This window comes from Roseovarius sp. 217 (assembly GCF_000152845.1).
In the GTDB taxonomy this organism is placed as follows: Bacteria; Pseudomonadota; Alphaproteobacteria; order Rhodobacterales; family Rhodobacteraceae; genus Roseovarius.
Window position 1 is genome coordinate 3,308,143 of sequence record NZ_CH902584.1, and the last position, 13,505, is coordinate 3,321,647.

14 protein-coding genes are annotated in these 13,505 nt (G+C 58.7%); 10 read left to right on the forward strand and 4 right to left on the reverse strand.

Annotation, left to right across the window (positions count from 1 at the left end):
• Window positions 1-159: 159 nt before the first annotated feature.
• From ROS217_RS15825 to ROS217_RS15840, 4 genes are all read right to left on the reverse strand, one after another.
• A complete protein-coding gene (locus ROS217_RS15825; RefSeq protein ID WP_009818798.1) occupies window positions 160-552 on the reverse strand; it encodes a hypothetical protein in 393 nt (130 codons plus the stop codon).
• Window positions 549-1,859: a recombinase family protein gene (locus ROS217_RS15830; RefSeq protein ID WP_009818799.1), complete on the reverse strand. Its 1,311-nt coding sequence runs from the start codon at window positions 1,857-1,859 to the stop codon at window positions 549-551. Before ROS217_RS15830 ends, ROS217_RS15825 begins: the two co-directional genes overlap by 4 nt.
• Entirely contained in the window at window positions 1,856-2,302 is a 447-nt protein-coding gene (locus tag ROS217_RS15835; protein ID WP_009818800.1) for a DUF2924 domain-containing protein, read from the reverse strand. Before ROS217_RS15835 ends, ROS217_RS15830 begins: the two co-directional genes overlap by 4 nt.
• 553 nt (window positions 2,303-2,855) lie before the next feature.
• Entirely contained in the window at window positions 2,856-3,746 is an 891-nt protein-coding gene (locus ROS217_RS15840) for a hypothetical protein (protein ID WP_009818771.1), read from the reverse strand.
• Between the two features lie 231 nt (window positions 3,747-3,977).
• Here ROS217_RS15840 and ROS217_RS15845 point away from each other — a divergent pair, with 231 nt between their 5' ends.
• From ROS217_RS15845 to ROS217_RS24410, 10 genes are all read left to right on the forward strand, one after another.
• Window positions 3,978-4,187 carry a helix-turn-helix transcriptional regulator gene (locus tag ROS217_RS15845; protein ID WP_009818772.1) on the forward strand — a complete coding sequence of 70 codons (210 nt, stop codon included), beginning with the start codon at window positions 3,978-3,980 and terminating at the stop codon, window positions 4,185-4,187.
• A 3-nt stretch (window positions 4,188-4,190) separates the two neighbouring features.
• Window positions 4,191-6,566 (forward strand): bifunctional DNA primase/polymerase, encoded by a 2,376-nt coding sequence (locus ROS217_RS15850; protein ID WP_009818801.1) that lies wholly within the window; start codon window positions 4,191-4,193, stop codon window positions 6,564-6,566.
• The gene (locus ROS217_RS15855) at window positions 6,553-7,227 is read left to right on the forward strand and encodes a hypothetical protein (protein WP_009818802.1); all 675 of its coding nucleotides are present in this window, start codon (window positions 6,553-6,555) and stop codon (window positions 7,225-7,227) included. Before ROS217_RS15850 ends, ROS217_RS15855 begins: the two co-directional genes overlap by 14 nt.
• A 450-nt stretch (window positions 7,228-7,677) precedes the next feature.
• Entirely contained in the window at window positions 7,678-8,697 is a 1,020-nt protein-coding gene (locus ROS217_RS15860; RefSeq protein ID WP_254656442.1) for a DMT family transporter, read from the forward strand.
• A gap of 192 nt (window positions 8,698-8,889) precedes the next feature.
• Window positions 8,890-10,155 carry an MFS transporter gene (locus ROS217_RS15865; protein WP_254656443.1) on the forward strand — a complete coding sequence of 422 codons (1,266 nt, stop codon included), beginning with the start codon at window positions 8,890-8,892 and terminating at the stop codon, window positions 10,153-10,155.
• 251 nt (window positions 10,156-10,406) lie between these two features.
• The gene (locus ROS217_RS15870) at window positions 10,407-11,687 is read left to right on the forward strand and encodes a site-specific DNA-methyltransferase (RefSeq protein ID WP_009818805.1); all 1,281 of its coding nucleotides are present in this window, start codon (window positions 10,407-10,409) and stop codon (window positions 11,685-11,687) included.
• Window positions 11,684-11,896 carry a DUF7220 family protein gene (locus ROS217_RS15875; RefSeq protein ID WP_009818806.1) on the forward strand — a complete coding sequence of 71 codons (213 nt, stop codon included), beginning with the start codon at window positions 11,684-11,686 and terminating at the stop codon, window positions 11,894-11,896. Before ROS217_RS15870 ends, ROS217_RS15875 begins: the two co-directional genes overlap by 4 nt.
• A 3-nt stretch (window positions 11,897-11,899) precedes the next feature.
• Complete coding sequence (locus ROS217_RS15880) at window positions 11,900-12,322, forward strand: hypothetical protein (RefSeq protein ID WP_009818778.1); 423 nt, start codon at window positions 11,900-11,902, stop codon at window positions 12,320-12,322.
• Window positions 12,323-12,357: 35 nt separating this feature from the next.
• Complete coding sequence (locus tag ROS217_RS15885) at window positions 12,358-12,807, forward strand: phage terminase small subunit P27 family (protein ID WP_254656444.1); 450 nt, start codon at window positions 12,358-12,360, stop codon at window positions 12,805-12,807.
• Between the two features lie 289 nt (window positions 12,808-13,096).
• The gene (locus ROS217_RS24410; RefSeq protein ID WP_009818808.1) at window positions 13,097-13,450 is read left to right on the forward strand and encodes a hypothetical protein; all 354 of its coding nucleotides are present in this window, start codon (window positions 13,097-13,099) and stop codon (window positions 13,448-13,450) included.
• Window positions 13,451-13,505 lie beyond the last annotated feature (55 nt).

The following is a 13,505-nucleotide window of genomic DNA, read 5'->3' on the forward strand; positions in this document are numbered from 1 at the left end:
TAACTACTTGGCTCCCCGTTTAGACCCATCTAGTGCGGTCAGCCGCGGCAAGGTGCAGTTGGAAAGCATCGCAAATTCAAGGGGTTATGGCGTAACTTGTTGAAATTTAGTGACAACCGCTCTTCCGGGAGAGGCGGCTCAACGTCAATAATCTGAGGGTCACCTGTGATCAGCAAGAAGCCACGGCTGCGCCTTCCATTCCACCGGAAACGGCTCCAGAAAGTGTGCCAGATTTGCGTCTGGCGGCTGCCGCCCTTCGACCATTGCCTCGACAGTCTCCGGCGCAAGTAACGTTAGCCGCATGACGCGGGTCATGTAGGACGGCGCAATGCCCTCGCGCTCCGCCAGCTCGGCGATGGTCGTGAACTCGCCAGACTCCAGCATGCACTTCCATCGAAACGCCCGCGCCAGCGCCTTGATCAAAGTGTTGTCCATCTTGCTGTGCCCAGATGCCCCATCCGGCAACTGCATCTCCTTGCGGCCGCCGCGCTTCACGCGGCGGAACGGGATGTACAGCGTGATGGTCTCGGGGATCGGCGCGCTGCGAGTCACGCGGCCGCTCCCATGTCTCCGGCCGACATCTCGCGCGTGAGGCCGCCGAGACCATCCACGCGCAGTCTGACCTTCAGACCCTCAGTGCTAAGGTCCACGCGCTCGATCAGCAGCGTCACAATGCGGGCCTGCTCAGTAGGGAAGAGTTCGTCCCATAAAGGGTCGAGCTGTTGCAAGGCTGCGCGGGCGTCGGCCTCGGTGATGTTTTCGGCGTGGGCGCGCGCCTCTTTCCACGTGCCCGCCACGATCTCGGGTTGGCGGAAGACGGCGCGGAGCTGGTTTATTACGGCGGCCTCGATCTCACCAGCGGGGACCCGTCCGACCGAACACGATCCTGCACCGTGCTTAAGAACGGTCTGGCTGACATAGTAGCGGTAGAGCTTGCCGCCCTTGCGCGTGTGGGTCGGCGAAAAGGCCGCGCCATCGGGGCCGAACAGTAGCCCCTTCAACAGCGCGGGCGTGTCTGCGCGGGTTCGCGCGGCGCGCTTGCGCGGACTCTCCTGCAGGATGACGTGGACGCGGTCCCATGTCTCGCGGTCGATGATGGCATCGTGCTCGCCGGGATAGCTGTCGCCCTTGTGGACCGCCTCGCCGATGTAAGCGCGGTTGCTGAGCAGCCGGTAGATGTATTTCTTGTCGATCCGGTTGCCCCGCGGGGTGCGAATGCCGCGCTCCTTGACTTCCCGCGCCAGTTCGGTGCCCGATCCTATCTCGAGGAATCGGGCAAATATCCAGCGGACGTGGGCGGCATCGGCGTCCTTTATGATCAGCTTACGGTCCTTCACCTCGTACCCAAGGGGCGGGCAGCCGCCCATCCACATACCCTTTTTCCGGCTGGCGGCGACCTTATCACGGATGCGCTCGGCGGTGACCTCACGCTCGAATTGGGCGAAGCTGAGCAGGATGTTCAGCGTCAGCCGCCCCATGGAGGTGGTCGTGTTGAACGATTGGGTTACGGAGACGAAAGTCACCCCATTCCGGTCGAACACCTCGACTAGTTTGGAAAAATCCATCAGCGACCGCGACAGACGGTCGATCTTGTACACGACGACCACGTCGACCAAGCCATCCTCGACGTCGGTGAGCAGACGTTTCAGGCCGGGGCGGTCCAACGTGCCGCCGGAGATGCCACCGTCGTCGTATTGATCGCGCACCAGCACCCAACCCTCCGACCGCTGGCTGGCAATGTAAGCTTCACAGGCCTCACGTTGGGCGTGGAGCGAGTTGAATTCCTGCTCCAGCCCTTCTTCGGAGGATTTGCGTGTGTAAACGGCACAGCGCAGTTTTCTGACAATGGGTGTGGTCATGCGCCCCTCCGGTGGTTTTTCAGCCCAAAGAACACCCAGCCGTTCCACCGCGTGCCGGTGATGGCGCGGGCAATGGCCGACAACGACTTGTAGGGTCGACCCTGCCACTCGAAACCGTCGGCAGTGACCGTAACAATCTGTTCGACGCCCTGCCATTCGCGTAGCAGCCGTGTGCCGGTGATGGGCATCAGATCGGCGCGGATCCTGCTTTTCTTGCGATCACCTCCGTCCAGTTCTTCACCCATCCGTTCCAGTCGCCGGATCGTTTCGGGTTTTAACCCGCCATAGGTCAGTTCCTGAATGCGATACGCCAACCGGCTTTCGAGATACCGACGATTGAATGGTGGTGGTTCGCTGTCGAACAACGCGCGCCATTGCTGCTTCAGATCAATCGTTGGCGTGGTCTTCAGCGCCGCCAGGCGGGCAGGGATGGGATCGGTCATGCTCTTCTCCGTTTTGAGGTGGTTGCATGAGCGCTCTGGTCAGTCGAGTTGTGTAGCGGAAATTCTCCATCCTTCGCAGATACTTGTCCTGCATTTCTCATGTGCAGCCGGATCAGCCCAAGCGCAAGGATGCGGCAGAGTTCAGCGCGGCGCTCGAGGGGTCTGAGGTGCGATGGTGGAAGGGGATTCATGAAGTTTGCCCCACCTGCTTTATCCGGTCCTCGTACACAAGGATGTCGCTGACGCGATATCGAACCGTGCCGCTGAAGAGTAGCCATGGCGGCCCGCACCGTTGTGCTCGCCATCGTTGAAGCGTGCGCCGGGATATGCACCAGCGTGCGGCCAGATCCGGTTCACTCAGCATGAACGGTTTCGTAGGCACGGTACGGTGCTGATCGAGTATTTTAGACATAATTTGCTCGCCTGTGACTTCGCCTGTCGTCAAAGCCTGCCAGCCTGAATGGGCAATGTATCAGAAGAGCCGAATGCCGTGTCCGAGGAAATATAAAATCATGATATTAAATAGAAAAATTTGAGGCTAATCGTTGAACGATTAGTCTTTGCCCGTTTTCCAATCCGGCGAAAGAAACTCGGCACCAATTCTGAAGTACTTCCGAATCGTGTCTGGATGGATTTCGATCCCGAGTCCGGCAGCGGCGTCCGTAATCTCCCGTGGAATGCTACTTCGTCTCGCAGCTGGATCGTAACCGTAGCCATCTATGGCCATGGCAACTAACAGTTGGGCAACCTTGTCGATCTCGCGCTTGTCCTCACGTCTCGGTTCGGTCTCTTTCGAGGTCTCGCTAAACGACGTGACATGATAGCGCTTCAGAAGTTCGAGGAACTGCGGTGGTACGTCCAATTCCACCTGAATCACCCAATAAGTAAATCGATCAGCAGAGACACGGCCATTTTGTCCAAACTGACGCACCATTTGCTTGTAACGCTGTGCGAGAAAGACAATGGCAGGCCAAAGCGTGTCGGTTTTTTGCTTGACTAGCTTATTGAGCCGATCATCCGAAAAGACGTCAGGATTGATGCCCACCGAAAGACATGTGATCTCGGCAGTCGAAAAGTGCGGCATCCGTGCCCAATATCCTAAATCTGCCTGATAGTCAGGATGGCCAAATCCTCCGCCAAACCATGGTGGTTCCTGACGCTTGATCTGCCCGATTTCCGTCGTTGCGAACTTTTCCCAGTCCAATCTTAGATCGGAAGGGTCACTTTCATTGTCGCTGAGCAGTGTTGCAATTTGGTCATCCGGGTAGCTCAATAGGCGATCAACGCAAGCCTTGGTGACTGACCGGACCAAAGCGTCGAATTCAAGAAACACCGAAGGATCGCTCGGCCCAATCGTGGGGACCAGTTCTGGCTTGCTCCAGTCGAGGAAGCGACAAAGCTTTGCCTCAAGGAGACTACGCCGTTCGTCATTCAAAGGCTGCATCTACCGACTCCAACACGCGACTCATTCTCTGATTCCCAGTTTGCCGACTCAGACCGCCACGAACCACAAATTCCTGATGAGGGCCGGTACAATTGGCACCGGTTGTCGCAGATTGGCGAAAATTGTCATTCTATCAGAGGGTTAGTTATCTCTGGTATGATGGTATTGCGCAGAACAGGCGTACGGCAAGTTTAGAAACGACCGTCAGGTTGATCGAAAGCGGAAACGGTTATGTACGAATTACCCCCCAAAGAAGACGAGCGCCTCAGCGAGTTCCTCACCCAATACGAGTTGGCTGAGCGCTGGAAGTTGAGCGGCCGAACGCTGGAGCGTTGGAGGGCCGAACCCTACGGTCCCGCTTGGATCACCATCGGTGGTTCGATCCGCTATCCAATGCAAGATGTTCTGGCTTGGGAGGCCGAACATCGAAGCCAGCCGTAGCCCATGGACGCGGGCCGCCAGGACGGTGACCCGCGCAACAACCAGACGAGTGAGAAGGTGGCCGTTGGCCGCCGCGAAAGTGCTGGAAACATCACATTTGAGAACGCTGCGGAGCGACTGCTCGACAATGGTTATGAACCCATTCCGATCAAGCCGGGACAAAAAGCGCCCGCGCTGAACCGCTGGACCAGCGTGGTGATCGATGACGCTGCGCTCGATGACTGGCGCGGCCGCTATGCGTCCTGTGGCATCGGGCTGAGAACGGGCCTCCTCGTCGGCATCGATATCGATGTCCTCGATCCGGACCGCGCCCACGACGTACAGGCGCTTGCGGTGCGAAGGTTTGGCGAGACGCTTGTAAGGGTAGGGTGCTGGCCGAAGCGGCTGCTGATCTACCGGACGGAGATACCCTTCGCCAAGATGAAGTCCGGGCAAGTTGAAATACTCGGGCAGGGCCAGCAGTTCGTGGCCTTCGGCATCCATCCCGGTACGGGCCGACCGTACGCGTGGCCCTTGGGGGAAACCCCGCTGGATGTGGCCCTATCGGACCTTCCGGTGATTGACCACACGGAAATCGCGGCGTTCCTTGCCGAGATCGAGCCAACTGACCACCGCTCAATTACAGACGCCGGTGGCAGGCGCCGAAAGGCCGCGGGGTTCGGTCATCCGGTGCGCGATGCGCAGGGTGTCGTCACAGATGGTCGTGATGCCTGGCTTAGCCTGATTGCGTTTCATGCCGTTCATGACCTGCTGGAGGCCGAGGACGCTTTGGATGTCGATCAACTCGCGGCACAGGTCTGGCAGCGGTTTGGTGAAAGCACCGACTTGACCCGTCCCAGGCAGGACGGCGCTAGGACTTACACCTACTCGGATGCTGTCCGCAAGGTTCACGACAAGATGCGGTTGCACGCGACCGGTGCTCTGCCGTCAAGAGATCGGCCTGAGGTCGCTCCTGACTATGCCGTGCCGACCCTTACCGTCTCGGAAGCCCGCAACCAACTCGACGGTGAGATTGCAGTTTTTGCCGAGGCTACTTACGCTTGGCACGCAGCCGGAGGGCAGGATGAGCCGCCCAAACTCGCTATGCGAGCCACCGTCGGTCTCGGCAAGAGCGTGATCAGCAGAAAGCATCTGAGTGCCCTGCAGCTTCGCCTCAGACACGCTGGTCTTCCTCACCGCATCGTGGTCTTCGTCAGCTCTCATGCATTGGCAGAGGAAGCGGTTGCGGCTTGGGAAGAGACAGATGTTAGAGTTGCAGTTGTGCGCGGCTACGAGCGGAACGAACCTGGGACTGGTCGGTCAATGTGTCGGAACCTCAGGACGGTGAGGGCGGCGATTGCCAACCGCCGCGATATCCATAGTTCAGCCTGTCAGAAGAACCTTTCCACACGGTGTCCTCATTTCGCTCGATGCCCGAAACAGGAAAACCGTCGTCTGGTTGGCCTCGCCGATGTGATCGTTGCTCCTTACGATGCGATGTTTCAGAAGCTGGCCGGAGCGATGACAGGCGTCGGTGTGGTCGTTGTTGATGAGGCCTGCTGGCAACGTGCGCCGACGATCTTATCGGGTGTCAGCCTTGGAGATCTAAAGGCGGAGCTCGTCTCGCCGGGGCGCGCATTAGGTTCGCCAATTGGCCGTGCATCCCGAGCCGCTGACCTGGTGGCTTTGCGGACGCAATTGCACGCAGCTCTCAAGGGCTCCGGTTCCGGCCCGATCAAGCGTGCTGCCTGTGTTAAGGAAAGGCTGGACACAGCAGCCTGTCGCGCGGCCATTGAACTTGAGGAAACGCGTTTCAGGGCCAGAGGCACCACGGCTGGCCAGGATGAAGACCGCGTCAATGAAATCATCGAAGACGCGCTCTGGAACGAACGCGTCTACACGATGGTGGACCTTTGGTCGGCGCTTGAAACCTTTCTGGAAGGCGACACCAAGTCCTGCCCCAACCTGCGCCTCGGAGAAGCCAACCCGAAAACAGGAGACAGCGTCATCCATTGCAGCCGGTTGCGCAAAATGGCTCCAGAATTTTCACATCTGCCGAGTCTGCATCTGGATGCAACCTTTCGGAGCGCCCTCGTCACTCCCGTTCTGGGACAGATGCGTGAGGTCACGATCGACGCGACAGCCCCTGATATGGCGGTGACGCTTGTTCCAGGGCCTTTCAGCAAGACCAAATTGCGCGAGGGACTTGCGACGAGCACGGAGCATGAGACGCAGGTACGCGCAGGAAGCTTCTCGCGCAGTGTGTTGATTACGTGCGGCTCATTGCGAGGGCGTATGGCCCCAATGAAATCCTGGTTGTCACCAACAAGGAGATCGAGCCAGCGTCAGGGGGCTGTCAAACATCTCGACGGCGCATTTCAACGCGGTGGCAGGAATTGACGCATGGAAGGACGTCCGCGCCCTCATCGTTATCGGTCGTCCATTGCCGCGTGATAGCGACGTATCAATTTTGGCAGGTGTGCATCTTGGGGCCGAGGCTGCGGGCCAGTACCACGCAACCGCCGCAGGGTTATGGATGCGTGATGGCCGTTCGCGCACCATCAGGGTCTTGAGGCATGGCAATTCAGAAGCGGAGGTCATTCGGGCGGCGATTTGCGATGATGAGCTGATCCAGGTTATCGGGCGTGGTCGGGGCGTCAATCGCAAAGCTGACCGTCCCCTCGATGTCCATATTCTTGCCGACGTGGCTTTACCCCTAGTTCACGATCGCATCCTCCCTTGGGACAGCATAAAGCCGGGTATCTACGAGCAGATGCTATTGGCAGGGGCGGCCGTGGACAGCGCATCAGATGCCTACGCGCTTTCTCCGGAGATGTTCAGTTCACTTGAACAAGCAAAATCGGTGTTTCGAAGAGAGCTATTTAAGGGTCAAATCCCTTATGTATATATAAAGGGTCTGACCCTTAAATCGGCTGCGTATAGACGTGCTGGTCGGGGTCGCGGCTGGCAGCGTGCTTGGTGGATCGAGGGGAGTTCCTCGGATATTCAGCTCCGTCTGGAAGACGGGCTAGGGGAATTTGCTGAGTGGTTCCCGGATTGACCCTCACCAGTCCAAGACAAAGCCAGCAGCAGACGTTTATTCCTTCCGCTGCGGATGGCAGGCCCACACCTACTGTTGTTATGACTGCCGGTATTAATTGTTGCTGGTTCAGCAGGCTTGTCCCAGCCCCTTACTGGACAGTCGCAATGGTTCGGTCGTGCCCCATTATCGTGGGTAGGAATAACGAGGGGCGGCACCACGCGGATGCAGCATTGGTTATTTCGCGTTGGAAAGCGGACTACTTTGGCCACTTGGATACAACCTTCTACTCAGTTACGAAGCCGCGTGACGATCCGCGATAATGCCAGAGGTCGCAGGAGGTTCCCCATGGTCCTAGCCACTTCGCGAGGCCTCACGGTCCGGGCTACGCGCGCAAGTTTGAAACTATGTCCGCTCTTTCCTCGTGCCTCATTGTAAGCCTGCCTGAAATTTTCGGGCAAAGGAGCAATGATGCAGAACGCCACCGCCCTCATGGGTCACTCCACGCTGTCGATCTGGCTGGCCACCCGTCGCCTGCCGCTGGCTCGCTGCGGTGTGACCTTTGCCTGGATTGCGGTGTTTATATATGCGGCATCAAATTCCATCGTGACTTTGCTGGTCGATATCGGAGCCGCCAACCCCGTTGACGAAGGGCGCAACACCATCACCTACGTGAACCTGCTGCTTCTTGGGTCGGTTCTTTCGGTCATTCCGATGGCTTTCATTTTCCAACATGACTGGACCCGAGCCAATATCGTGCGGCTGAACCGCCGCGATTGGTGCATGATGACACTCTCTGCCTTTCTGTCTTCGGCGCTGACACCGGGGCTGTTCTTTTACGCTCTTGCCAATACCAGCGTGATTAACGTGGTGTTGGTCTCGCGGATCGAACCGCCGCTCTTTCTTCTGGCCGCGTGGGTGGTGTTGAATGAACGAGTGCACCGACGCACGATGGTGGCCGGACTGATCGCTTTCGCCGGCGCTATAGTGGTGATCGGCATGCGCGATAGTGGTGGGTTCGACGCGCTTGGGACCGGCGAATGGGCTACTGTGGCTGCAACGCTCTCTTACGTGGCCTCGACACTTGTGACCCGTGTAAGCTTGCGCGACATTCCCTTGGGCATATTCTCGATCTATCGTACAATCGCAGGAGCGGTGATCTACTTTGTGGTAATCTCAGCCTTCTATGGCCCACAGGTATTTCGCGATATCTTCGCGCCGATGCTCTGGCAGTGGGTCTGGCTATATGCGGGTGTGGTCATAGTGTTGGGCCAGCTTGCCTGGAATATGGCATTGAAATACGCTCGTGCCTCTGAGCTGTCGCTCGCAACGTCCTTCTCGCCGCTGGCCGCCATACTCATCGCGATGGTGCTGTTGGGCGAAAGTGCAGGACCAGGCCTAGTGCCGGGGGCAGCTCTGATCGTACTGGCCATTGCAATTGGCAATGGTTCCGTTGCGCTGAAGCGATCCGAGCATGCCAAAGTCGTTTGACGCTCATGATTGTGAGCCTATCCGCAGCACAACGAAGATCGTGCGTTAAGTCCCGCCGACTTACATGTTTCCTTAGGCACACACACTTTAACGCGACTGCTTGCTAACCTGTCCTGAACCAGTGAGTATGGCACTTGAAAACCAACTGCGTGGACCATGTTCCGGAACCTATTGCCCCTCACAGCTCTCCTGATGGGATCAGCCTTCCTGCTGTTCGCAGGTGGTGTGAATGGCCTGATCCTGCCTGTGCGAGGCGAGGCAGAGGGGTTTACCGCAGCGTCGCTTGGCCTTCTTGGGACTGGCTGGGCGATTGGTTATGTCGCGGGATGCCTGCGAACGCCGGCCTTGGTGGCTCGCGTCGGCCATATCCGTGCTTTCGGCGCAATGTGTGCCATCGCAGCAATTGCAGTCCTTTTGTCTTTGATCCTCATTACTCCGTGGGTCTGGATACCTGTTCGAGCGCTATCCGGGTTCTGCTTCGCCGGGGCCGCAATGATCGTGGAAAGCTGGCTGAACGAACGCTCAGAGGCGGCGGCACGCGGTCGGATTTTCGGAATCTACACAATGGTCAATCTTGTTGCGACCACCGCAGGGCAGATGGTTCTGACTTTAGGTGATCCATCGGGCTATTTCTTCTTCGTATTGGCAGCCATGGTCTATTGTCTGGCAATGCTGCCGACTGCCATATCCGCCACGTCAACACCCAAGCCACTGACCAGCGTTTCCCTCAACCTGCCAAAACTCTGGAAAAACTCTCCGATCGCGGTCTTTGCGGTGCTTATGGTCGGTGTCTCCAATGCGTCCTTCGGCACGCTGGCCGCAGTCTATGCCGCTCGAATTGATCTTTCTCTCAGCGACATCGCATTGTTTGCCAGTATACCGATACTCGCAGGCGCAGCCATGCAGATACCGGTTGGAATGATGTCGGACAAATTGGATAGACGTATCATTCTTATCGGAATTGCGGCTACTGCGCTCATCGTGGACGCACTATTTCTCTTTGGCGCATTCACGCGTCCATGGGTCGTAATGTCCCTCGCAGGACTATTTGGAGCGACCGTTTTCTCGTTGTACCCGGTGATCGTGGCCCACGCGAACGACCACGCGGAACCCGGCGCGTTTATCCAGGTCAGCGGCGGACTGCTTCTGGTCTATGGTATAGGTTCAATCATTGGTCCCTCCATGGCGGGTATGGCCATGACCGCTTACAGCGCGTCGAGTCTTTTTGCCGTCACAGGGGCTGCGCATATTTTGCTGGTGCTGTTCGCTCTGTATCGTCTCAGAATCGCACCTGCCGTTGCATCAGGGGACAAGACGATTTTCCAAGCCAAGCCTCTGGCGCGCATGTCCACGCCGGAGACAGCTGCGCTTGCGGCAAATGCGGAAGAGCTGGAGAGCGACCGCGCTCAAAGCTCCACCGAGAGTGTAGACCCTGAAGCTGCTGCGCTCGAAAGGTAGTGGTTACCTTCACAGCAGCTTCAATTTGGAAGTTAAGTCTCTTGATTGGTCTGGGTCGCATTTGTGCACGGCATGGTTCACCAACGCCGCGTCACTTGCATTACACCGCGACACTCTCACGCTAGCCCCGGGTGAGCGTCTAAATACCGATGGCGGCATTTGTCGTCAATTGTCATTTATTGTCATGATTACAATGGTTTACTGTTCGTGATATCCTGCGCCCAAGGACGGTTCTATTCCAAGGCGGGGGCATGACGAAGCGCAAGACAGCAAATACGGCTGCAAGGGTTGGGGCAGGGGCCCGATCTATCGACCAGCGTGCGGTGGCCGATCTGATCCCCTATGCCAACAACGCGCGCACCCACAGCGAGGCGCAGGTGGCGCTGATCGCGGGCTCGATCCGGGAGTTCGGGTTCAATAACCCGGTGCTGGTGGATGGATTGAACGGCATCATCGCCGGGCACGGTCGCGTGCTGGCGGCACGCAAGCTGGGGCTGGACGTGGTGCCGGTGATCGAACTGGCGCATCTCACGGAAGCGCAGAAGCGCGCCTATATTCTCGCCGACAACCGCCTGGCCGAGCAGGCGGGCTGGGACCGCGACCTGCTGGCGCTGGAACTGGGCGAGCTGTCGGAGATCGGGGTGGACCTTGAGGGGATGGGCTTCGCGGCCGGTGAGCTCGACAATCTGCTCGCGCTCGACAAGGCAGACCCGAGAGAGGAAGCCACGCCGGCGCCGCCCGCGCATCCGGTGTCGCGTCCGGGTGATCTGTGGTGCCTCGGCCCCCACCGGCTGCTCTGCGGCGATGCGACGTCGGCGGCCGACGTGGCCCGTCTGTTGGGGGATGTGCGCCCGCATCTGATGGTGACGGATCCGCCTTATGGCGTGATGTACGATCCGGACTGGCGTAATCGGGCAGGGGCCTCGGAGACCAAGCGCACCGGCAAGGTCCTCAACGACGATCGCGCGGACTGGCGCGCCGCCTGGGCGCTCTTTCCCGGTGACGTGGCCTATGTGTGGCATGGTGCATTGCACGCCACCACGGTCGCCGAGAGCCTTGTCGCCAGCGGGTTTGATATCCGCAGCCAGATCATCTGGGCCAAGGATCGGCACGTCTTGTCGCGCGGGCATTACCACTGGCAGCATGAACCGGCATGGTACGCGGTCCGGGCTAAGGGCCACTGGTCCGGAGATCGGAAGCAATCAACGCTTTGGTCGATCCCAAACAGAGATCAGGACGCCGAGACCAGTCATGGCACGCAAAAGCCGGTGGAGTGCATGCGTAGGCCGATCCTGAACAACTCCAGCCCGGGACAGGTGATCTACGAGCCCTTCTGTGGCTCCGGAACCACCCTGATTGCAGCGCAAAGCGCCAAGCGTATCGGCTTCGCTATCGAACTGGACCCGACTTATGTCGACGTGGCAGTGCTGCGCTGGCAAGCGTTCACCGATCAGGACGCGGTCCTCGACGGCGATGGCCGCAGCTTCTCGGAAATCGCAGGCGCGCGGCAGAAGGTGGAGGCAACCGCATGAGCCAGACACGCATGATGTCGGGGATCGAGGCGGCGGTCAACGTGATCATCGGCTATGTGGTGGCCGTCTTGATGCAGTTGCTGATCTTCCCGGCGGTGGGGCTTGATCTGAGCCTGCGTCAAGCGATGCAGATCGGTGTGGCGTTCACCGCATGCTCGCTGATCCGAAGTTACGCGCTGCGGCGGGTGTTCAATCGATTGAGAGGCTAATGCATGGCCCGTCCGAAACGCACACTTGCACCAGATCAGGTGCGCGAGGTGGAGACACTGGCGGCCTTGCTGAACCAGGATCAGATTGCGGATTATTTCGGCATTGCCCGCAACACGTTCCGCGCGATCTGCGACCGTGATCCGGACGTTCTCGCACGCTATAAAAAGGGCAAGGCCAAAGCCATCGCGCATGTTGCGAACGGATTGCTGCAGAGGGCGCGAAACGGGGATACGGCGTCCTCGATTTTCTATCTCAAGACGCAAGCCGGCTGGCGCGAAACCTCCAACATCGAGCATCAGGCCAATCCCGGGATCACGAATATTGTCCGCACAATCGTTAGCCCGAGAGAACGCCTAGAGAAACGTCTCGAGGAAATCTCGGAACGAATGAAGCTCGGGGCGCACCAAGACGATGACCGGTCATGAGAGGGCGCAAGCCGATACCGCGTGCACGCGATCAAGTGACACGCCCGCTGGCTTCGCTACCACGATGCCCGGCGCATCTGAATGAATTGGCGCGCAAGGAATGGCGCAGGTTAGCCACACCTCTGCATGAAGCGGGCCTTCTGACACTGGCGGATCGCGCTGCTCTGGCGGCATACTGCGCGGCTTATGCACGCTGGGTGGAGGCGGAGGAACACCTTTCCAACGGGCCTGCGCTGATCAAGACGCCCTCGGGCTATGTCCAGCAATCGCCCTGGCTCACGGTCGCCAACAAGCAGCTCGAGATAATGGGGCGTTTCATGGCGGAACTGGGGTTGAGCCCCTCGGCCCGCACCAGGTTGCGACTGCCGGAGAGTGGCGCGGACGACAGCACCAGCATCAAAGTCATCACGCTCATTGCTGCCGGCGACCGTGCCGAAGATGACCTCAACGTTCCGCCGGTCAACGTCAGGGTGTCGGAGGGCTGAACACCTATGCGGGGACTGTCTGGCGTGGCATCGCGGTGGCGCAGGCGGCTAGATGTCTAGGACACCCAGGATTGTCCGGAGTGAACCTAAAGCGACCGCGGACGCCAATTGTGCGCGCGTTGATCACGGAGACGGGGGCAGCTATGCTCTTCAGGCTGCAGAAGTTCATGACCACGGACCCGGCTGATTGATCAATAGGCCCTTTTCCGCTGACGCGTATTACGCTGAGGGACAGCTTGCCGGCAGAATGCTTATCTTTGCCACACAGTAAATGAGCGGGAGTAACATCATGCGACATTCTCCGATTTTGATCGCGGCAACGGCGGTGGCCTGTCTTGGGCTCGCTGCAGAAGCGGGAAATCATAATTCCAGCAAGGGACAATCTAGCGGCTTTGTAAGAGCCGCGGATTGCCCTCCCGGTCTGGCCAAGAAAAACCCGCCCTGCGTGCCGCCTGGCCAAGTCCGCAGATACGGGCGCGGCGACGTGATCTTTGACGACTATTGGATCATCAGAAATCCAGGGCGCTATGGTCTTAACCCGAACGAGACCTACTACCGCGTTGGCGACTATGTCTACCGCGTGGACCGCGAGACGCGAGAGGTATTGGACCTGATTGGCGCAGTCGCGCGCGTGCTGGATTAGGGCGCGGATGCATGCCTTTGACCCGAAGACTTCCGAACAGGACACGGAACAGAGG

Coding starts and splice junctions, on each gene's coding strand:
- ROS217_RS15835 (WP_009818800.1), bottom strand. CDS start 2,302: ATGACCGATCCCATCCCTGCCCGCCTGGCGGCGCTGAAGACCACGCCA.
- ROS217_RS15840 (WP_009818771.1), bottom strand. CDS start 3,746: ATGCAGCCTTTGAATGACGAACGGCGTAGTCTCCTTGAGGCAAAGCTT.
- ROS217_RS15865 (WP_254656443.1), top strand. CDS start 8,890: ATGGGATCAGCCTTCCTGCTGTTCGCAGGTGGTGTGAATGGCCTGATC.
- ROS217_RS15880 (WP_009818778.1), top strand. CDS start 11,900: ATGGCCCGTCCGAAACGCACACTTGCACCAGATCAGGTGCGCGAGGTG.
- ROS217_RS15860 (WP_254656442.1), top strand. CDS start 7,678: ATGCAGAACGCCACCGCCCTCATGGGTCACTCCACGCTGTCGATCTGG.
- ROS217_RS15845 (WP_009818772.1), top strand. CDS start 3,978: ATGTACGAATTACCCCCCAAAGAAGACGAGCGCCTCAGCGAGTTCCTC.
- ROS217_RS15830 (WP_009818799.1), bottom strand. CDS start 1,859: ATGACCACACCCATTGTCAGAAAACTGCGCTGTGCCGTTTACACACGC.
- ROS217_RS15850 (WP_009818801.1), top strand. CDS start 4,191: ATGGACGCGGGCCGCCAGGACGGTGACCCGCGCAACAACCAGACGAGT.
- ROS217_RS24410 (WP_009818808.1), top strand. CDS start 13,097: ATGCGACATTCTCCGATTTTGATCGCGGCAACGGCGGTGGCCTGTCTT.
- ROS217_RS15875 (WP_009818806.1), top strand. CDS start 11,684: ATGAGCCAGACACGCATGATGTCGGGGATCGAGGCGGCGGTCAACGTG.
- ROS217_RS15870 (WP_009818805.1), top strand. CDS start 10,407: ATGACGAAGCGCAAGACAGCAAATACGGCTGCAAGGGTTGGGGCAGGG.